The organism is Clostridia bacterium, assembly GCA_012840125.1.
Taxonomy (GTDB): domain Bacteria; phylum Bacillota; class DULZ01; order DULZ01; family DULZ01; genus DULZ01.
Map to the genome: position 1 here is coordinate 1 of DULZ01000085.1, position 18,942 is coordinate 18,942.

21 protein-coding genes are annotated in these 18,942 nt (G+C 53.9%); 4 read left to right on the forward strand and 17 right to left on the reverse strand.

Annotation, left to right across the window (positions count from 1 at the left end; genetic code table 11):
- Positions 1-94 precede the first annotated feature (94 nt).
- The 16 genes from GXX34_09795 to fliD all read right to left on the reverse strand — a co-directional run bounded on the left by GXX34_09795 (position 95) and on the right by fliD (position 12,231).
- Positions 95-484 (reverse strand): flagellar protein, encoded by a 390-nt coding sequence (locus tag GXX34_09795; GenBank protein HHW07797.1) that lies wholly within the window; start codon positions 482-484, stop codon positions 95-97.
- Positions 471-1,052, reverse strand: a complete 582-nt coding sequence (locus GXX34_09800) for a hypothetical protein (protein ID HHW07798.1) — start codon at positions 1,050-1,052, stop codon at positions 471-473. The genes GXX34_09795 and GXX34_09800 overlap by 14 nt, the downstream gene beginning before the upstream one ends.
- Positions 1,053-1,066: 14 nt before the next feature.
- Complete coding sequence (locus GXX34_09805; protein HHW07799.1) at positions 1,067-2,284, reverse strand: flagellar hook-length control protein FliK; 1,218 nt, start codon at positions 2,282-2,284, stop codon at positions 1,067-1,069.
- A 37-nt stretch (positions 2,285-2,321) separates the two neighbouring features.
- Complete coding sequence (gene fliJ / locus GXX34_09810; protein ID HHW07800.1) at positions 2,322-2,765, reverse strand: flagellar export protein FliJ; 444 nt, start codon at positions 2,763-2,765, stop codon at positions 2,322-2,324.
- Positions 2,766-2,806: 41 nt separating this feature from the next.
- Positions 2,807-4,111: a flagellar protein export ATPase FliI gene (gene fliI / locus GXX34_09815; protein HHW07801.1), complete on the reverse strand. Its 1,305-nt coding sequence runs from the start codon at positions 4,109-4,111 to the stop codon at positions 2,807-2,809.
- Positions 4,104-4,832, reverse strand: coding sequence for a hypothetical protein (locus GXX34_09820; protein ID HHW07802.1), 729 nt, complete (start codon positions 4,830-4,832; stop codon positions 4,104-4,106). Before GXX34_09820 ends, fliI begins: the two co-directional genes overlap by 8 nt.
- Positions 4,816-5,823 (reverse strand): flagellar motor switch protein FliG, encoded by a 1,008-nt coding sequence (gene fliG, locus GXX34_09825; protein HHW07803.1) that lies wholly within the window; start codon positions 5,821-5,823, stop codon positions 4,816-4,818. Before fliG ends, GXX34_09820 begins: the two co-directional genes overlap by 17 nt.
- Positions 5,824-5,834: 11 nt before the next feature.
- A complete protein-coding gene (gene fliF, locus GXX34_09830; GenBank protein ID HHW07804.1) occupies positions 5,835-7,376 on the reverse strand; it encodes a flagellar M-ring protein FliF in 1,542 nt (513 codons plus the stop codon).
- 31 nt (positions 7,377-7,407) lie between these two features.
- Positions 7,408-7,710 carry a flagellar hook-basal body complex protein FliE gene (gene fliE / locus GXX34_09835; GenBank protein HHW07805.1) on the reverse strand — a complete coding sequence of 101 codons (303 nt, stop codon included), beginning with the start codon at positions 7,708-7,710 and terminating at the stop codon, positions 7,408-7,410.
- 13 nt (positions 7,711-7,723) lie between these two features.
- The gene (flgC, locus tag GXX34_09840; GenBank protein ID HHW07806.1) at positions 7,724-8,149 is read right to left on the reverse strand and encodes a flagellar basal body rod protein FlgC; all 426 of its coding nucleotides are present in this window, start codon (positions 8,147-8,149) and stop codon (positions 7,724-7,726) included.
- 5 nt (positions 8,150-8,154) lie between these two features.
- Positions 8,155-8,565, reverse strand: a complete 411-nt coding sequence (gene flgB, locus GXX34_09845; GenBank protein HHW07807.1) for a flagellar basal body rod protein FlgB — start codon at positions 8,563-8,565, stop codon at positions 8,155-8,157.
- A 326-nt stretch (positions 8,566-8,891) separates the two neighbouring features.
- Positions 8,892-9,293, reverse strand: coding sequence for a flagellar export chaperone FliS (gene fliS / locus GXX34_09850; GenBank protein HHW07808.1), 402 nt, complete (start codon positions 9,291-9,293; stop codon positions 8,892-8,894).
- A 29-nt stretch (positions 9,294-9,322) separates the two neighbouring features.
- Positions 9,323-9,703 carry a hypothetical protein gene (locus GXX34_09855; protein HHW07809.1) on the reverse strand — a complete coding sequence of 127 codons (381 nt, stop codon included), beginning with the start codon at positions 9,701-9,703 and terminating at the stop codon, positions 9,323-9,325.
- Between the two features lie 19 nt (positions 9,704-9,722).
- A complete protein-coding gene (locus GXX34_09860; GenBank protein HHW07810.1) occupies positions 9,723-10,154 on the reverse strand; it encodes a hypothetical protein in 432 nt (143 codons plus the stop codon).
- A gap of 28 nt (positions 10,155-10,182) precedes the next feature.
- Positions 10,183-10,569, reverse strand: a complete 387-nt coding sequence (locus tag GXX34_09865; protein ID HHW07811.1) for a flagellar protein FlaG — start codon at positions 10,567-10,569, stop codon at positions 10,183-10,185.
- A gap of 45 nt (positions 10,570-10,614) precedes the next feature.
- Positions 10,615-12,231 carry a flagellar filament capping protein FliD gene (fliD, locus tag GXX34_09870; protein ID HHW07812.1) on the reverse strand — a complete coding sequence of 539 codons (1,617 nt, stop codon included), beginning with the start codon at positions 12,229-12,231 and terminating at the stop codon, positions 10,615-10,617.
- Positions 12,232-12,614: 383 nt separating this feature from the next.
- On the opposite strand from fliD, the gene GXX34_09875 reads away from it, so the two are divergent.
- The 4 genes from GXX34_09875 to GXX34_09890 all read left to right on the forward strand — a co-directional run bounded on the left by GXX34_09875 (position 12,615) and on the right by GXX34_09890 (position 17,662).
- Complete coding sequence (locus tag GXX34_09875; GenBank protein HHW07813.1) at positions 12,615-14,321, forward strand: sensor histidine kinase; 1,707 nt, start codon at positions 12,615-12,617, stop codon at positions 14,319-14,321.
- Positions 14,314-15,066 carry a response regulator transcription factor gene (locus tag GXX34_09880; protein HHW07814.1) on the forward strand — a complete coding sequence of 251 codons (753 nt, stop codon included), beginning with the start codon at positions 14,314-14,316 and terminating at the stop codon, positions 15,064-15,066. The genes GXX34_09875 and GXX34_09880 overlap by 8 nt, the downstream gene beginning before the upstream one ends.
- A 133-nt stretch (positions 15,067-15,199) precedes the next feature.
- Entirely contained in the window at positions 15,200-16,642 is a 1,443-nt protein-coding gene (locus GXX34_09885) for a carbon starvation protein A (GenBank protein ID HHW07815.1), read from the forward strand.
- A gap of 30 nt (positions 16,643-16,672) precedes the next feature.
- Positions 16,673-17,662, forward strand: coding sequence for a D-glycerate dehydrogenase (locus tag GXX34_09890; protein HHW07816.1), 990 nt, complete (start codon positions 16,673-16,675; stop codon positions 17,660-17,662).
- Between the two features lie 48 nt (positions 17,663-17,710).
- On the opposite strand, the gene GXX34_09895 is transcribed toward GXX34_09890, so the two are convergent.
- Complete coding sequence (locus tag GXX34_09895) at positions 17,711-18,811, reverse strand: hypothetical protein (protein HHW07817.1); 1,101 nt, start codon at positions 18,809-18,811, stop codon at positions 17,711-17,713.
- Positions 18,812-18,942: the final 131 nt, after the last annotated feature.

The window sequence follows — 18,942 nt, forward strand, 5'->3', positions numbered from 1 at the left end:
CATGACCTCCTTTACGGAATTCGTACTGTTTCCAGCGCCGCTGGATTGCTTCAATCGGTCCGCAATCCGGAGCTTCCTCTATGAGGTCCGGCTCCTATACAATGACGGCACTGTCAATGTTGGTAAAGACGTTGTTCTTCATGGACCGGCTGTCCAAGGCCGTTACCACGGTATTGTTTTCGATGCTGACGATGAAAGCCATGTCGTCCAGTAAAACCAGGGATTCCCGGCAGCCTTTCCTGGCCGCTTCCTGCACCCCTTGCTCCACCCGGGCCAGTTTATCCGCCGTCAGTTCCAAATTACGGTTCCGGATCCGTTCCATGGCATGTTTGGAAAACTGGATGGTGCTGGTGGCCCTGATGCTTTCTTGCAGTACTTGCTGGAAACTGGTACTGCTTTTCGGTTCCGGTTTCCGCGGCTCCGGTCGAAAGGGCAGTTCCGGTACCACCGGCCTGGTCAGGTCAATGCGGTTACTCACTCCCATCACCTTCCCCCAAGCCGGCTTCAGGAGAAGTCTCTCCCTGATTACCCGTGCCCTCCGGAGATCCAGCCTGTTCCTCTGTATCACCGGTTTCTCCAGCCGGCACCTCAGGCACGGCTTCTTCCGGAGGCAGCACCGGTTCGGGCTCCCTATTCACGGGCACCCCTACGGAAATGATAGCAGCGATATCGTGATCATCAGTTCCGTTGATTTGGAACAGAAAACGACCGTTCTTGAAAGTAATACCGGTTACTACGCCCTCCACAAATTCATCGTCGGTGGTCAAGGCGTAAATCTCCTTGCCCAGCATGGCTAAGTACTGGTTCCAGACCATATCTTCCTCAAAAACATCCAACTTGGCCGAAATATTCTGGAGCTGTTCAAGAGCGCTGAATTGGGCCATCTGGGCAATAAACTCCGTATCTTTCACCGGGTCCAGCGGGTTTTGCCCCCGGAACTGGGCCGCCAGGATTTTTAAAAATTCGTCCTTTCCCAGCTCGGTTTTAGCTTCCCTGGTGTCGCCGGTGCTGCCGGTACCGGATTGGTAAGTTGTATAAGGATTAATTCTCACTCTGTTTCACCACCTTAGGCCCGGTAATCAATGCCTGCTCTCCTGACAGGTTCCGGGTAGTCTTCTTCTCTCACCTGGTGTTCCCCGGAATCCACTCCACGGATAACAAAGGATTCCCTAAAAGCCCTTCCTTGCTGCCACTGGGGTTGCCGCTCCTGGGCAAAACTCCCCGGATCCCCGACCTCCACTTGGGCCTGGTCAAACCGGATACCTTGCTCCGCCAGGGTTTGCCGCAGCTGAGGTAGGTTTTGTTCCAGCATCCGCCCCACCTGATGGCTTTCCACCACAAACTTGGCCGTCATAGCGCCGTTTTCCAAAGTCAAACGGATCGCCAGCTTGCCCAGGTACTCAGGTTTAAGCTGCAGCTCCATTTCCTGCTTAGCAGCCAAAAGTTTCAGCTTGCCGGACTGGACCATCTGATCCATCAGGTCGAACAGAGTAATACCGCTGCGGTGGGGGACGGAACTCTCCACCCGGTTCGATGAAGGGACGGGTTCCTGATCTTCCATCATTTGGTCCGCCGTAAACTGGAGCCACGGCTGGTCCGGCCCGGCCTTTCCGGCCTGAGGAACTGCTTCACCGGTTACGCCCGTTTCCCGACCGGCGGGCGAGTCCCCAAGCTGCCCTTGAGAAACCGCGTCCCGGCTCAATGCTTGCATAAATGGCAGGCCCTCCCGAGCTGTTCCCTGTTGGTGCCCAACCTCCACCGGCGGACTTCCCTGGAACTGGCCGGCAACGACCCCATTGTCCACAATCCGGTCGGATAACTGCGGCGCCGTCCCGGGCAACGTCTCCGGAAGGCTTGGTTCCTCCGGTAAGGCTGCCGCGCCTCCTTGGGTACCGGCATTTCCGGTCAAATCCGGCATGGGCGCCGGCAGTTCCCGGACAAACGGTTGGTTGCCGGCAAAGTCACCCTGGCCAAAGCCTCCTTCTGCGGGCAGCACACCGCGGAAATGTTCCATCAACGGTACCTGCAGCAGTTCGAGGAGCGCCAGCAGTTCCTGCCCTTTTTGCTCTTCTTGCCCTGATGTCTCGCCGGTATCCGGCCCCAGATCTATCCCGGCCAGTAGACCTTTCCCTCCTTGGAAGACTTGTCCGGCCAGGGTCTCGAGGAGCAGGCTCTCCAACAGCAGTTGAAAAGCTCCTTCTTCCCCTGCCGCCGCACTCTGGTGGACCGATTGGGCGGGCGGGGCAAACATAGCCGGCAGCAATTCTATCACGCCTCTGTCCACTTTCCTCACCTCCTTTCACGGGAGAAATCGAGACCGGTTATTTCTCCATGGTCTGCCGCACAAATCTCAGGGTGGCCATGTCATCCAGGAACTTTTGTTCCTCCCTTTCCTCCCGGTAGACAAACTCGTTATATTGCTTCTCTTTCAAAATTTCCACCGCTTTTCGTTCCTGCATCTTCTGCTCCAGCTTCCGCCGGCACTTGGATACGGCTTCTTCCGCCGCCTGCACCCGCGCCGACTGCCGCTCCAGTTGTAATTCCAAGTACCGCTGGTAGCTTTCCAGCATCGTTAACTGAGTTAAATCCAGTCTGCCGCACTCCACCGGTTGGGTATGGGCTGACAGGTCCTCTGCCAGTTCCTCCAAGGCCTGCTTTTCCCGTTGATACCGGGCCAGGCTTCCGGCCAGTTCTTCCTTCGCCCTTTCCTCTAAAGATGCACGGTAATTAAGGACAGGCTCCAGGCGGAAATGAAAGCGTGCCAAATCACATCCCCTTCCCCATAGATGCTACGACCTTCCGTCTATCACGCGAAGATTTCCCGCAGCTGCCGCAGGGTGTCTGCAAAAGAAAAGTGTTCGTCTACATCCTGCCGCAAGAAACTGACGATCTTCGGATACAGCTTGATGGCCTCATCTACCTCGGGGTTGCTGCCCTTCTGGTAAGCCCCGATATTGATGAGGTCTTCCATTTTTTGATAAGTGGCCATGACTTCCCTCAACCGTTGGGCCAGGGACTGGTGCTCACTATCGGTGATCTCCGTCATCAGACGGCTGACGCTGTGCCCGATATCGATAGCCGGGTAATGGTTCCGGGCCGCCAAATCCCTGGACAACACGATATGCCCGTCTAAAATACCTCTCACCGCGTCAGCGATGGGTTCATTCATGTCATCGGCGTCCACCAGCACGGTGTACAACGCGGTAATGGAACCTTTTTCGCTGTTGCCGGAACGTTCCAGCAGTTTGGGCAGTAAAGCAAACACCGAAGGGGTGTAACCTTTGGTAGCCGGGGGTTCGCCAATGGCCAGCCCTACTTCCCTTTGAGCCATGGCAAACCTGGTGACGGAATCCATCATCAACATCACTTTCTTGCCCTGGTCCCGGAAATACTCGGCAATGGCCGTGGCCACAAAAGCTCCTTTGATCCTTACCAGAGCCGGCTGGTCCGACGTTGCCGCCACCACCACGGACCGGGCCAGGCCCTCATTCCCTAAATCCTTTTCCAGGAAATCCAGCACCTCCCGGCCCCGCTCCCCGATTAAGGCAATGACGTTCACGTCAGCGTTGGACCTGCGGGCGATCATGCCCAGCAGGGTGCTCTTGCCCACCCCGCTGCCGGCAAAGATGCCGAGGCGCTGGCCTTGCCCGCAGGTAAGAAGGGCATCAATGGCTTTCACCCCGGTCACCAGGACCTCGGAAATCCTCTTTCTTTTCATGGGATTCGGTGGGGAATTGGTGACGGGCATCCAGCGACCGGGATAATCCAGTTTTTGTTCCCCCAGCGGGTAGCCCAAGCCATCCAACACCCGGCCTAGGATACCTGAACCTACCTTGACCTGGTGGGTCCTCCCCGTAGCCCGCACCTCACAACCCGGGGCTACCCCATCCAAAGTGCCCAAAGGCATTAGGAGCGTCCTGTTTTGTCGAAAGCCGACTACCTCTGCCGGGGTCACTTTATCTTGACTGACAACAATTTGACAGATCTCGCCAATGGAGGCGCTCAGGCCGGATACTTCAACAATTAAGCCAATAACCTCCAGCACTTTACCGGAGACCCGGATGGAATTGATGTTTTCCAAGCGAGCCTTGTATTTGGCCAGGTTAACCATGGGCTCCACCGTCTCGCAGCAGTTTTTTCACTTCTGACAGCTGCCCTTCGATGGTGGCATCGTAGTAGCCGGTCTCCGTCTCCAGGCGGCACCCGCCCGGTGTAATGGATTTGTCCGGCACAATATGTAAAGCCACTCCTAACGGGGCGGCTTCTTCCAGCTCTTGCCGCGCTTCTTCCAGCAGTCTGACCTCCCCGGGATGCACGTAAAGAAAAAAGGTTTCGCCGGCATGGACTTCTTTCAACAGTTCGGCGGCCAGAGTCTTGACGGTCTCAGGCTCCACCGCCACTTGCCGCTTGATAATTTTCTCAGCAATTAAAACAGATAATTCCAGTAAATTGGGCTCTGCTTGCACCATCACGGCCCGGTAGGCTTTCCTGGCTTCCGCCAGCAGGCTTTGGGCCTGTTCTTTGATTATGCCGGCTTCCTTCAGTCCCTTTTCATAGCCTTCTTGATAGCCCAGGGAAAGCCCTTCTTGACGGGCGGCTTCCACAAAAGCTTCTTTTTCCTGCCGGGCCTTATTGATAATCGCTTCCCCTTCCTGAACTGCTTGCTGGATGATCCGCTCCGCTTCCCGGCGGGCCTCCAGCACTTGGGGATCATCCTGCCAGTGGTTTTCTTCCGGTTCCCGGTGGATAAAATCCTGCCGGATTTGAATCTCCACCGGTGCTCCCCCGACGGAATAGTCTTTTAAAACCTTTCCTTTAGATGATGAGAGCATCTTCTCCACCTCTGGCAATGACAATTTCACCGGCCTCATCTAAGCGGCGGATAATCTGCACAATGCGCTGCTGCGCTTCCTCCACATCCCTAAGCCGAATGGGCCCCAGAAACTCGATGTCCTCGCGGAGCATTTCGCCGGCCCGCTGGGACATATTCTTGTAAATCCTATTAGCCACTTCTTGACTGGAGCCTTTAAGCGCCAATGCCAGATCTTTGGTATCCACTTCCCGCAAAATGCGGCGAATGGAAGTATCGTCCAAGTTAATGATGTCTTCAAAGACAAACAGGCGTTTCCGGATTTCTTCCGCCAACTCCTGGTCGTCTTTTTCCATCGTTTCTAAGATGACCTTTTCCGTAGCACGGTCTACCCTGTTTAAAATTTCTACCAGCGTCTTAATCCCGCCTACGTTAGTGAAGTCCTGGCTGACCAGGGAGGACAGCTTGCTTTCCAAAACCGCCTCCACTTGCTTGACTATTTCCGGCGACGTCCGCTCCATCAAGGCAATGCGGCGGGCAATGTCCGCCTGCATGTCTTCCGGCAAAGCGCTTAACACAATAGACGCTTGGTCCGGTTCGAGATAAGCCAGGATTAAGGCAATGGTCTGCGGGTGTTCGTTGTAGATAAAATTCACCATCTGCCTGGGATCCGCCTTGCGCACCATGGCAAAAGGACGTATCTTCGAACTCTCAGTCAGTTTCCTGATGATTTCATTGGCTTTCGCCGGCCCCACACTCTTCTCCAGGATCTCCCTGGCGTAAGTAATGCCGCCCTGCAGCAGGTACTGCTGGGCTTCATGGAGCTGGAGAAACTCCTCCGTCACCTGCGCCTTCATTTCCGCCGTGACGGTAGGCATGTTGGCAATTTGATAGGTGATCCGCTCGATATCAGTCTCAGGGAGATAGCGGAGCAATTTGGCAGACAGTTCCGGGCCAATACTGATGAGCAGTACTGCGGCTTTTTCTAAACCTGTCAATTCTCCTTTTGCCACCCGTCACACCCCTATTCTTCCGACAACCATGCTCTCAATAACATAACCGCTTCCTCGGGTTTTTCCCGGATAATATCCGTAATCTTTTTCTGTTTTTCAATGCGTACTTTTTCCTCCACCGTAAGCTCGGGCACAACCTTAGGTATCTGCATGGGTTCAGGCGGTGTTACCACCGGTTCTTTTTGGGCCGCGCGCTGTCTCCTTCTCCGCCTGATCACCAGCAGCACTACGGCAGCAACCAGCAAAGCTCCCCCACCTAAAATCGCCCAATGCCACCAGGGCCTCGGCTCCGGTACCGGTTCCTCCACTTCCGGCGGGGTAGGTGCCAATTCGGTGCCCGTGTCAAAGAACATGCTTTCCACGGTAATCTGATCCCCTCTGAGGGGGTCAAAACCGACGGCCGCCTCCACCAGAGCCCGGATGCGTTCCGTTTCTTCCGCATTGAGCATCCCGTTGATAATCACCGCCGTGGATAAGCGGGTGACGCGGCCGGGAGCCTGCACGATTCTCCGTTCCGTTTGGTCCACCATGTAATTGGTAATGGTCTCGGTACGGGTATATGTATCCGTATTCTGACCGCCGGCCGGGTAATAAGGAATCCCCACATTACCCTCGATGCCGGTTAGCCCAGGGTTTCCGGAAGTGGTCTCGCTCTGCTCCTCCGTCACCTGCTCACTTAAAGTGGCCTGCCCTTCCTCGTCTTTGCCGTAAATAATATTGGTTTCCTCGACTTGATCAAAATCAAGCTCCGCGGTAACCATGGCCACCACGTTGTCCAGGCCCATGACCCGCTCCAGCATGTTCTGCACCCGCTGTTCCAAATCCTTTTCCAAAGCCCGCTTGATTTCGTACTGGACCAGGTTCAGGCCGGCGAGATGGCCGGAATCAGCATCCAAGACGCCGTCACTTAAGACGACGCCTTTACTGTTAATGAGCTTGACATTTTCCGGCGGTAGGTTTTCCACGCTGGAAGAAACCAGGTAAATAATACCCCGCACCTGTTCCTTGGTGAGCTGGGCCAAGGGCTTCAACGCGACGGTGACGGCGGCGGAGGCAGGCTTTTCTTCCCTGATGAAAACGCTTTTTTCCGGCAGCACCAGGTGCACCCTGGCCTGTTCAATTTCGTCTAATTGAACGATGGTACGCCTTAATTCCTCTTCCAGGGCTCTTTGATAATCTATACGCCGCTCAAACTCGGTAACACCGAGCTTGGTATTATCGAACAGCTCAAAACCCAAACCCGTATTGGTCAACAACCCCTGACCGGCCAACTGGATCCTGATCTCATACACCCGGTCCTTGGGCACCAGGATGGAAGTGCCTTCCGCGGCCAGTTGATAAGGAATCCGGTTTTGTTCCAGCACTTCCACCACAGCGCCGGCCGTTTTGGGGTCTAAATTAGTGAAAAGAGGGGCATACTCCTCTTTCGTCATTTCTCGCCAAAAGAAAAATCCAGCCAGAAGCACTGCCAGAGACATGACGAGTATGATGGACTTTCTGGAATTGGGAAGAGCGTTCCATTTCTCCAGCAGTTGTTTTGCTATGTCTTTCACATCGTCACCCCATCAGCATGCCTTTCTTTTATCAGATCTGCATCCGGGAAATCTCCTGGTAAGCCTCAATCAGTTTGTTCCGGATTTGCACTGTCAACTGTAGGGCCAGGCTGGCCTGCTCGGCGGCAATGGTCACCTGGTGGAGATGCTCCACAGATCCGGTGAGCAGGTCCTGGGTCAATTGATCAGCCTCTTTTTGCAATTGGTTTACCTTCTCCAACTGCCCTTGCAGGATTTCACTGAAAGACGGGCTGTCCTTGTTCTCCTTGGCCCCGGCAGCAGGCAAGCTGTGCTGCAGTTCCAAGGGTTGAGGTGTCAACAGTGAAATGTTCATCTAGAACCCTCCTCTACCCTCTGCCTATTTCCAAAGCTTTCAGGGCCATGGTTTTTGCCGCGTTAATGGCGGTAATGTTAGCCTCGTAGGCCCTGGTGGCGGTGATCATATCCACCATTTCGTTCACCACGTTGATGTTCGGGTAGGCCACATAACCGTCCCCCCGGGCATCCGGGTGGGCAGGATCGTAGACGAGCCTGGGTTCGCCGGGGTCATGGACTATTTCCACCACCTGCACCCCGGCCCCACGAAACTTGGCGGGAGAGCCGATGGCTTTCTCCAGTTTCTCGGCGAACACCGGGGTTTGCCGGCGATAAGGACCGCCGGCAGCAGTCCTGGTGGTATTGATGTTGGCCAGGTTGTTGGCGATGGTTTCCAGCCGCAGTCTCTCCGCAGTCAAACCGGAAGCGCTAATCTGCATGGAGCTGAATATACCCATGCCGGTTACCTCCCTCCGTTAATCACATAGCGGATAGCGGCCAGTTTTTGGTTAAGCCTGGTGGCCGCCGCATTGTACAAGATAGCATTCATGGCCAGCTCCGCATTCTCCACATCTATATCCACGTTATTGCCGTCAGCTCGCATGGTGGTGGACAAATCCCTTTTCACCTGAGGTCCCACTTCCTCCAAACGACCGGGCTGCCCCAAATGCCGGGCATCGGCCCGCCGGAGGCTGATGCGGCCGCTTTTCCCCAAGGCTTGCTTAAGCTCGTCCTCAAAAGAAACGTAGGAACGCTTGTAACCGGGCGTATTAACATTGGCAATATTGTGGGAAATAACTTGCTGTCTCAAGCTGTAGGTATCCAAAGCCTTTTCCAGCGCCAGCAGTGCGGTATCGGAAAACAACCCTGACATGTCGACGCAAGCCTCCTCGGGTTCTTTGTCACATAATTGGCAATTGCACCAAGACACAATGCGAGTAGGGTTTTGGTAAGATTCAACAATCTCATGGAAAACTCCTTTAACTTGTTATCACTTTTTTGTGGAAAAAAGTCCTATTTCACTTCAGGACGGGTCCCAACACCTTTGGTGCCGGCACCGGCGCTTCCCCGGACGGGACTCTCATGGCCATGAAAAAAGGACCTGGCATATACCGGTCCTCTATTTTGTGGGACAGCCTTATATTTATTAATTGTACACGCGATTTGCAAGAATTGCCCGGCGCACCGGTGAAATCTTGTTTATTTGGAAGCTGCTGCTTGGGCACTTCCTTTAGCCAGGCGCACGGCCTCCTGCCAGGTGTCCCTTAGCGATTCCACCAGTTCTTTTACTTCTAGGATGATTTTGACGTCCTTTTTCACGTTGGCTTCCACCAGGCGGCGATACATGAAATCGTAGAGAAGAAACAGATTCTCCCCGACTTCTCCTACGTCGCGATTCACATTAGACATCAGCTCGGCAATGATATTTTGAGCTTTGATCAGGTTCTGATGGGCTTCCGGAATGTTCCTCGCCTCGCAGGCCTGGGCGGCTTGGGTCAGGAAGCGTACCGCTCCTTCATAGAGCATCGCCACCAGTTTTTCCGGCGGTGCCGTCATCACTTGATTCTGCTGGTATGCTTGATAGGCTTGGGCTTGATACAAGTTTCTCCTCCCCTTCCCTTGCGAGTGCACTAGATTTGTTCATCCAAAAGAAAACCCTTATCTTTCAACGTCTTGCTTAACATGTGCCAGGCTTCGGCGAAACCGACAAACCGGAGGACTTTATTCTCCTCCAGGTCCCGGATCTCCACCATCTCCCTTTCACCGATCAAGACCAGAGCAAACCGGATGGGATAACCCGCCTTGTCCATTTCCCCATTCGCTGCTTCAATAAGCTCCGCCAGTTCCTCCCTGGTGCCTGTGGTACGCGGTTTAAACCATTCGCGCCTCTTTTTCCTTTCTTCCTTGTCCGCAACTTTAATGCTTTGGGTGTCCCGCACCACCTGCTTTGCGGTCTGATCCTTCACCTGCTGCAAATGAGCCGGTTCAATGCCCGGGATTTTCTGCAACATCCCTCCCACCCCGCATTAGCTATTTTTTCCGGTCCACGAAGATACCTTCCACCGCCAGCTCTTTCTTATAGATATTGATCAGGTGATCTACTTCCCGCAATTCCTTCATCTGCTCCACTACCGCCGTGCGCTGTTTGATGAGCTCGCCGATCATCTCCTTGTGCAGCTGTTTCATCTCGGTAATGAGCCACTTTTGCTCTTCCGTCAAGGGCACCCGGCTGCTGTCTTGCTCAAACACCGGCCCCACCAATTCCCGCAAGCGGGCGTCCACCGCATCAATTTTGGCCATCAGGTCCGCCGTTCTTTGGGTCAAGGTCTCCAGCCGTTTCATGTTTTTTTCCAGGATGGCCACCTTTTCTTCTTTCACCTGGCTGTGCAGTTCTTTCAGCAATTCCGTTTTGATTTGCTGCAATTCTTCTTTCTCGGAAATGCCCGGTTTAAGATCATCCATGTAACCTACCGTCTCCCATCCCTAAAGTTCACACCCGTTCATCCACCAGGATGCCGGCCAGCTCCCACATTTTAGCAATCAAGTCCAGTATCTTCTCCGGGGGGATTTCCCGGATCAGTTCCCCCGTTTCCCGGTCGATGACTTTGACCATGATTTCCCTGGTTTGTTCATGAATGGAGAATTCAAATTGAGTGTAAACACCTTCCAAGGACTTATTGGCACGCTCGATGGCCTTGATGACTTCCGCTTCACTGATAACTCCCTTTTCTTCCTGGGCTGCTAACTGGTTCTGGTATCCCGCACCTTCCCCTGTCTTAGGGTCAGATGGCAATGTGTCACTACCCCGCTTGGGTTTATTCACGACAACACTGACCACTTCATTCTTGCCGATATTACCGCCGGGTATAACTTGCATTTCTCTCCCTCCTAAGTCAAGGACTGATGGATTAGTTTCCGGTGATTATCCTTGGCCACCGAACTGCATCGCCAGCCAAGCCGCTTGGGCGTTCATCCGGTTAATGGCTTTCTCCAAAGCGGTAAATTGCGCCCAGTACTGGTTTTCCTTGCGCAGCATCTGCTGCTGGAAAACGTATATGCGGTCATTGAGCTTGCTCATGTCCTTTTGGAGCATACTGATACTTCCATACTTTGAAACAAAGTCCAGCAGCATCCTGCTGTCAACACTCCGGTATAAAGCGGCATCGTTACCGTGACCGGCTTTGTTGATGATCTGCTTCATACCTTCGATGAGGTCACTGTAAATCCGGTTGACCACACCCGTTTCGCTCCGCTGCTTGCTGTCTTCCGTTTCGGAGCCGGGCTGGGCAAACAATAAGTCCAGCACAGAACCCACATCATTCTTGATGGCTTCTTTCAGTTTGTATTCATCAATGACCAGCTTGCCTCCCATGGAGCCGGCCACGTATCGTTCCGTCGTAATGCCGATACTGGTAAGATGTTTGCCGTTAACGGACTCGTACAGGCCGGAACGAAGCTGCTGGGCAATCCGGCTTAGGTAAATATCCCGGTTAAGCAAGCCGCTTTTGGCCTTTTCCTCCCACAGCTCGATTTCCTTTTCGGACATGGCCTCTTTTTGTTCTTTGGTCAAGGGCTGGTAATCCCGGTAGACTTTTTCGGTGAGCAAGCTGTTAATCTTATCAACCAGTTCATTATACTGGTTTACGAAATCAACGATTTTCTGGTAAACGCCTTCCACATCGGTATCCACCGTAACGGTCACAGTACCGGTATCTTTAATTGTAAAGTCAATATTGTTCAAGGAAAACTGGTTTGAGGAGAAACTAAACTCAAGTTCATTGTTTCCCACTTTCATCACGATCTTGGCATCCTGACCAGGGGTCTCCTGCCATCCGATATCCTGAAAGAAACTATCCCCGCCGCTTCTGGCAACATTCACTGCACTGCCCGTTTTGGTAGCTTGCATAACAAAATAACCTTTTCCCGTCCCGGCGTCGCTCACTATGAACTGAGCCGTGATGCCTACATTTGCCTTGGTGATCGCTTCAGCAATAGCTGATAGTTTAGGCTCCACTTGTATACTGTTACCGCCGATAGTAACCGTAACCATATCTTCACTATCCGTCGGCTTCAAAGAAATTGTAGTCTCCGTGCCATCAACGGTAACCTGGAGTATTACCTCGTCGCCTAATTTGGTTAAGTCTACATCATCAGTTACTTCCTTACTGGCCGCCGACCAGCTAGTAGCCAATTGCTGTACCTCGAAAGTATAATTGCCGCTTACAGCATTAGTTTTCGCTTGGGCCTTAAGAACCGCCTCATTACTCGACGTGGCCGATTTCACCCAGGTCAAACTGCTCACGGACTGCTTGATGAGCCCGCTGGAACCGGCCCGGGCCAGGCCCAGGGCTTTTTGGGTTTCCAAAATAAAATTGGCGAAGGTTTTGTTAATACTGTTGTATGCCTCCTGCAGCCACTGGATTCTGGTCTTTTGCTGCTCCAATTTATCTAGTTTCAGCTGCTCCACTTTCATCAGGTCTTTCACAATGCTTTCCAAATCCATACCCGTGGCTAAACCGCCCACCCGCAGGTTACTCATATCGAAAGCCCTCCTTTTTGATGCAGGGGAAACTGCTTCCTGTTAAAATAAATATCGGCTGTCATGAGAAAACACTTAATATCTCCGTCAGAAAATACGACCGGTTAGCAGGCCAATCCATCTACTCTCTTCAACTACTGCTCCATGACGTACTGTCTCTACACGTCCAGCCCCCACGTTACAAAACAAGATGAACCACAATACAGTTAACAATGAAGATACGGCACCGTCGCCGGCGTTATCATGAGGCACAGTCCCGGTCACAGGTTAGAGATTTTGGCAAGAAGACTAGTATCGGCTGCAGGAATTAGTGTCAACCCAGGCAGGAAATGAGGCAATCCATCAAGAAAACCAAAACACAGTTCTGAAGGAAGGGAAGTGAAATGATGGGGCCCATCTTTGCCGAGCTTTTAAATAAAATGGGATTTATCATTCTCTGTGCTTATCTCCTGAGCCGCCTGCCGCAGATGAAAAGGGTGATGCTGAAAAGCAAAATCAACTGGCAGGAAACCATTTTGTTATCCGTGGCTTTTGGCATCATCGGCATCCTGGGCACTTATTTCGGCATTCCCGTGCAAGGGGCCATCGCCAACTCCCGGGTGGTGGGGGTGCTGGCCGGGGCTCTTCTGGCCGGCCCCTGGGTAGGGTTCGGCGCGGGGCTTCTGGCAGGCGGGCACCGGTTTTTGATTGACATCGGCGGCTTTACCGCCCTGGCCTGCGGGCTTTCCACCTTCACCGAAGGCATCTTAGGCGGCATTTTCTATATGTTGTATAAAGGGCGGCAGCCCAAATGGTACGACGCCTTCTATATCGGCCTCATCGCGGAAATGATGCAAATGGGCATTATTCTTTTGGTCGCCAAACCTTTTTCCGCGGCCCTGGAACTGGTGAAAGTCATCTGGCTGCCCATGGTGACGGTCAACGCTTTAGGGGTAGCCTTAATGGTGGCCATTATCCAGAGCATTTACCAGGAAAAGGACCGCATCGGCGCTCATGCGGCGCAAATCGCCCTGAAAATCGCCAACCAGACCCTGCCCTATTTTCGTAAGGGCTTAACGCCGGAAACAGCTTTACAAGCGGCGAAGATCATCATGAACTCCGTCCCGGTGGATGCGGTGGCCATCACCGACACGGAACGCACTTTAGCCCACGTGGGCATCGGCCATGACCACCACCGCCCCAACCAGCCCATCATGACCAGACTCACCACTAAAGTACTAAGAGGGGACCAGCATTTCGTGGCCAACAGCCGGGCGGAAATCGGCTGCCCCTTTCCCGGCTGCCCCCTGGGCTCCGCCGTGACGGTGCCGTTAAAAGAAAAAGACCGCATCATCGGGGCCCTGAAACTCTACCGCGCGGAAGAGCAAAAAATCACAACGGTAGACGTCGAACTTACCCTGGGCTTGGCCCAGCTGTTTTCCACCCAGCTGGAGCTGGCCCGGATCGAATACCAGGCGAGTTTATTGAATAAAGCTGAACTGAAAGCACTACAAGCCCAAATCAATCCCCACTTTCTGTTTAATGCCCTGAATACCATCACTTCTCTCGTTCGTTCCGATCCGGAAAAAGCCCGGCACCTTTTGGTCAGTTTAGGGGATTTCTTCCGCAACAACCTGCAGCAGGCGGAAGACCTGGTGCCTCTCCACCGGGAACTGCAGCACGTCCGCTCCTACGTGGCTTTGGAAGAAGCCCGTTTTGGGGACAAATTGAAGGTGATCTTCGATATCGACCCCTCCTTCTCATGCTACCTGCCTCCTTTCACCCTGCAGCCCCTGGTGGAAAACGCCATTAAGCACGGGCTCTTGCCGAAAAAGCACGGGGGCACCGTCACCGTCTGCGGCACGAAGGATAAACACGGCTATTTGATCAAAGTCATCGACAACGGCGTCGGCATCGAACCGAACCGCATCAAAAAGCTCCTTTCGGAAAACGGCGTGACCGGTTGTATCGGTATTGCCAACGTGAACAACCGGCTGAAAAACGTCTTCGGCCCGGAATGCGGGTTGCAAATCAACAGCAATTTCGGGCAGGGAACGGAGGTGGTACTGCGCATTCCGAAAAACTTTACGGAGGTGAGCAAGGTTGTATAAAGCCTTTGTGGTCGATGACGAGAAGCCCTCCCGGGATGAACTGGTGTACCTGTTGAAACAGGTGGAGGACATCACGGTGATCGGTGAGGCCGGCTCCGGCGAAGACGCCCTCGATGAGATAATCCAAAAACGGCCGGACATCGTGTTCTTGGACATCGAGCTCCACGACATGAACGGGCTGGAGCTGGCGGAACAAGTTCTCTCCGTGTACAACCCCCATATTGTCTTCGCCACGGCTTACGACGCCTATGCCATCAAGGCCTTTGAACTGCAAGCCCTGGACTATCTATTGAAGCCCTTTTCCGCCCAAAGGCTCAGCGCCACCATCAACCGGCTGCGGCAGATGAGTGAACCGGATGAAAAGCAACTGGCCAAAATCCTGGATCTCTTGGAGAGAAAACAGCACAAGGAATCTTCCAAAATCCCCATTAACCGGGACGGCAAGATCCTGCTCTTGCCCAAAGACAAGATCGTCTTCGTGGAAACCCAGGAGCGAAACTGCGTCGTCCACAGTGAAGCCGGCGAGTTCCATGTCCCCGGCAGCCTGAGCGATTGGGAAGTCAAGCTGCAGGGCTATCCCTTTTTCCGCGTCCACCGCAGTTTTATCATCAACCTGGATAAAGTGAAGGAAGTCATTCCCTGGTTTCAAAACACTTACCAGGTGGTCATGGACGGGTATGAGAGCACCCCTCTCCCGGTAGGGAGAAACAAGATTGCCTTGCTGAAAGAGTTTCTTAATCTGTAATATTTCGCGGCACTGGCGAACAAACAAGCAATACTGCAGTTTATCCCCTTGTTTTTGCAGTTTCTGCACAAACTACTGCCTCCGGCGCTGATTTCTGTTAAATTTTAAGAAAAAAGCAAAGGAGGTCTGGTTGATGGTTACTTTCTTTGCCGCTTTAGTTGCACTTGTTTTAGGTTATGTGTTTTACGGCGCCTTTGTGGAAAGGGTTTTCGGGGATGACGGGAAGGAACTGCCCGCCTACCGCCTCAACGACGGGGTGGACTTCGTCCCCATGGGCTGGCAGAAGAGTTTCCTTATCCAGTTCCTGAATATCGCCGGCTTGGGACCGATTTACGGCGCCATCTCAGGAGCCCTGTGGGGACCGGCGGCTTTCCTCTGGATCGTGTTCGGTTCCATCTTTGCCGGTGCCGTCCATGACTATTGCGCCGGCATGCTATCCGTCAGGCACGACGGGGCCAGCATCTCGGAAATCGTGGGCCAATACCTGGGCAACGGCTTTAGACAGTTGATGCGTGTTTTCACCGTGGTCCTGCTGATTTTAGTAGGCGTTGTCTTCATGGTGGGTCCGGCAGCCCTGTTGGCCAGCTTGACACCGGAGACCTTGACCGTAGGTGTCTGGGTGGCCGTCATTCTCGCTTATTATTTCCTGGCTACTCTCTTACCCATTGACAAAGTCATCGGCAGAATCTACCCCTTGTTCGGATTTCTTCTATTGTTCATGGCGGTGACCGTCGCCGGCGGACTAATTGTAAAGGGCTATCGTATCCCTGAACTCACCATACAAAACCTGCACCCGGGCGGGCTGCCCATCTGGCCGCTCCTCTTTATCACCATCGCTTGCGGCGCCATCAGTGGTTTCCACGCTACCCAGAGTCCTTTGATGGCCCGGTGCCTCAGCAGTAAAGCCAACGGGCGGAAGATTTTCTACGGCGCCATGATCGCCGAAGGAGCCATCGCTCTAATCTGGGCTGCCGCCGCCATGGCCTTCTTCTATGAGCCCGGCAGCATGGGCGGACTGCAGCAGGCCATCGCCGAGGGCGGCCCGGGCGGCGTGGTTTACACCGTCACCACCACCCTGTTAGGTCCCGTGGGCGGCGTGCTGGCCATGCTGGGGGTTATCGTTTGCCCGATTACCTCCGGTGATACGGCTTTCCGCAGTGCCCGGCTCACCATCGCCGATGCTTTCAAGTTTGACCAAAAACCCATCGCCCAGCGGTTGGCCATTGCCGTGCCCCTCTTTGTGGTCGGTTTCATCATCAGCCGGGTGGACTATAACGTGGTGTGGCGCTACTTCGCCTGGTCCAACCAAACCCTGGCCATGCTGGCTCTCTGGGCGGCGGCCATGTACCTGGCCTTGAGCAATAAGCTGCACTGGATCGCTACCGTGCCGGCTACCTTTATGACGGCCGTCAGCATCACTTACATCCTGCAGGCGCCGGAAGGGTTCCAACTGCCCACCACCATTTCCTACCCGGTAGGCATTGTCGCTGCGGCCCTAGCCTTCTGCTGGTTCATGCTGACGGTGAACAGGATCAAGGGGCAGCAGCCGGCCGTGGGCCCGGGAGCAGCCGGCTAAATCTTAATACTCTTGCAAAGGTGGTAATAGATGAATAAGCGCTGGAACGTTTATGTGACGTACCGGATACCGGATCCGGCCTTGGAGCTGTTGACCCGTCACTGCGACGTGGAAGTAAACCCCCAGAACCGCCTGCTTACGCGGGAAGAGCTCCTGGCCGCGGTGCCGTGTCGAGACGCGGTACTGTCCTTTCCTACCGACGTCATCAACAATGAGGTTTTGGAACTGGCTAAAGATGTAAAGATATTTGCCAATAATGCCGTCGGCTACAACAATTTTGATATTGAAGCCGCCACCAAACGCGGGGTGTTGCTCAGCAACACCCCCGGCGTCTTAACCGATGCCACCGCGGATCTGGCCTTTGCCCTTCTCCTGGCCGCAGCCCGCCGGGTGGTGGAATCCGATCGCTGGATCCGGGCGGGCAATTTCCAACTGTGGAGGCCCAATGATTTCCTGGGCTTAGAGATCAGCGGCAAGACCCTTGGCATCATCGGCGCCGGCCGCATCGGCCGGGCGATGGCCAAGCGCGCTTTAGCTTTCGGTATGAAGATTATTTACACGGGCCGCAGCCGGTACCTTGATTTTGAAGAGGCCGCCGGTGCCGTATGGGTTGACAAAAAAACTCTACTGCAGGAAGCCGACTTCATCTCCCTGCATATGCCTCTAACCCCGGAGACGTATCACTACATTGGAGAAGAAGAACTGGCTCTGATGAAACCGACGGCGGTCCTCATTAACACCGCCAGGGGTCCCGTGGTGGACGAGAAAGCCCTGGTCAGGGCCCTGCAGGATGGCAAAATCTGGGGCGCCGGCCTGGACGTCTATGAAGAGGAACCCAAACTGGCCGAAGGACTGGCGGATTTACCTAACGTGGTCCTCACGCCTCACATTGGCAGCGCCACCCAGGAGACGCGGACCAAAATGGCCCTGATGGCGGTGGAAAACATCCTGGCGGCCCAGCGGGGAGAACTCCCTCCCAACTGTTTAAACCCGGAGGCGTACCGGGGCCGGAAGGATTGACCGGTTAAAGGCCGACTACCGGGCACCGGTAGTCGGCCTCGACTTTTTTTATGTAACAAAATTTTGGGTGTAGTATTTCCCTGCCACCCCCACACCGAGAGTCTTGAAATCTGGGTTCAAAATGTTCTGCCGGTGGCCGGAACTATTCATCCACCCTTCATGGGCATTGATGGCGTCCGATTGACCGAAGGCGATGTTTTCCCCGGCGGCCTGGTAATTGATGCCCGCCTTCTGCAACCGGTCACCCATGCTGCCCGTGTTCGGGGAATGATGGGAAAAGAAATTGGTATGCAGCATATCCCGGCTGTGGGCCCGCGCCACGGCGGCCGCTTCTTCGTTCCACTCTAAAGCCGGCAATCCCCGCTGTACCCGGGCACTGTTGGCCAAATCAAAAACCTGCCGTTCGTAAGCCCTCTCCATCGCCTCCTGCTGGTCTGGCGTAAGCTTGGGCTTATCCGGGAGCTTCTTGTTGCTCGGGTAAGAAATGTTCACACTGTAATTGAAATCCGACTGCAGGAAGGTGGTCAGGTCCGTCACCTGTACCGCCGTTAGCTTTTCCCCGTCATGGGTATCAAAGAAAAACTCCGTCACCACTTGCCCGTCGATGCGCAGGGCCCTTTGCTTGAAAGTTTGAGCAGGAAGGGAAAACGTGTAGCTAATATCATCGTAACTGGCTTGGACTTTACCGGTCAATTGCAGCTTCCTAACCACGGTATCGCGCTCGGTGCCCAGCTTGATGCCGTCAATGCTCCACTGGCGGGAATTGGTGTAGAAAGCCACTACCCTGTCGCCCTGCACTCCCACCTGCAGGTAATGGGCATAATCCTGGTTGTAAATCCACCAGTCAAACCCGTAAGGCCCCGGGTCCACCCTGGCTGGCTCTCCTAATACCTGCACCAACTGCCCCCTGGTCATCCCCAGGTACGCTTCTACGGCCTTGTCGTTTTGGGAAACTCCAGTTTTCATGTCCCCCGCCGGCAAATTCCCCGTCTCCTTATCACTGGGCTGACTGCCCACCCAGATGGTATTCTTCTTGCCGTCATACCCCACTTCCAACCCCAAGTTCTCCGCCACAAACCGGAGGGGCACGTAAGTGGTGCCTTCGTAGATAAAACCCAAGGGTACATTTTTCATGCCGTTATAATACATGCCAAGTTAAGTCCGTATAATGGTGTAAAATTGGTCTCCTAAAAAATATAGGAGCCATTAACAAATTCCTCAGTTAGAATAGAAGCGGGAAAACCAAAATTCTAAGAGGAGGAATTTGAATGGCTCAATAC

What these genes read in the sequence shown, in the direction of transcription:
- GXX34_09795 (HHW07797.1), bottom strand. Translation starts at nt 484, where the DNA reads ATGGGAGTGAGTAACCGCATTGACCTGACCAGGCCGGTGGTACCGGAA.
- fliI (HHW07801.1), bottom strand. Translation starts at nt 4,111, where the DNA reads ATGGTTAACCTGGCCAAATACAAGGCTCGCTTGGAAAACATCAATTCC.
- GXX34_09820 (HHW07802.1), bottom strand. Translation starts at nt 4,832, where the DNA reads ATGCTCTCATCATCTAAAGGAAAGGTTTTAAAAGACTATTCCGTCGGG.
- fliE (HHW07805.1), bottom strand. Translation starts at nt 7,710, where the DNA reads ATGAACATTTCACTGTTGACACCTCAACCCTTGGAACTGCAGCACAGC.
- flgC (HHW07806.1), bottom strand. Translation starts at nt 8,149, where the DNA reads ATGGGTATATTCAGCTCCATGCAGATTAGCGCTTCCGGTTTGACTGCG.
- flgB (HHW07807.1), bottom strand. Translation starts at nt 8,565, where the DNA reads ATGTCAGGGTTGTTTTCCGATACCGCACTGCTGGCGCTGGAAAAGGCT.
- GXX34_09855 (HHW07809.1), bottom strand. Translation starts at nt 9,703, where the DNA reads ATGTTGCAGAAAATCCCGGGCATTGAACCGGCTCATTTGCAGCAGGTG.
- GXX34_09860 (HHW07810.1), bottom strand. Translation starts at nt 10,154, where the DNA reads ATGGATGATCTTAAACCGGGCATTTCCGAGAAAGAAGAATTGCAGCAA.
- GXX34_09865 (HHW07811.1), bottom strand. Translation starts at nt 10,569, where the DNA reads ATGCAAGTTATACCCGGCGGTAATATCGGCAAGAATGAAGTGGTCAGT.
- fliD (HHW07812.1), bottom strand. Translation starts at nt 12,231, where the DNA reads ATGAGTAACCTGCGGGTGGGCGGTTTAGCCACGGGTATGGATTTGGAA.
- GXX34_09875 (HHW07813.1), top strand. Translation starts at nt 12,615, where the DNA reads ATGATGGGGCCCATCTTTGCCGAGCTTTTAAATAAAATGGGATTTATC.
- GXX34_09885 (HHW07815.1), top strand. Translation starts at nt 15,200, where the DNA reads ATGGTTACTTTCTTTGCCGCTTTAGTTGCACTTGTTTTAGGTTATGTG.
- GXX34_09890 (HHW07816.1), top strand. Translation starts at nt 16,673, where the DNA reads ATGAATAAGCGCTGGAACGTTTATGTGACGTACCGGATACCGGATCCG.
- GXX34_09895 (HHW07817.1), bottom strand. Translation starts at nt 18,811, where the DNA reads ATGTATTATAACGGCATGAAAAATGTACCCTTGGGTTTTATCTACGAA.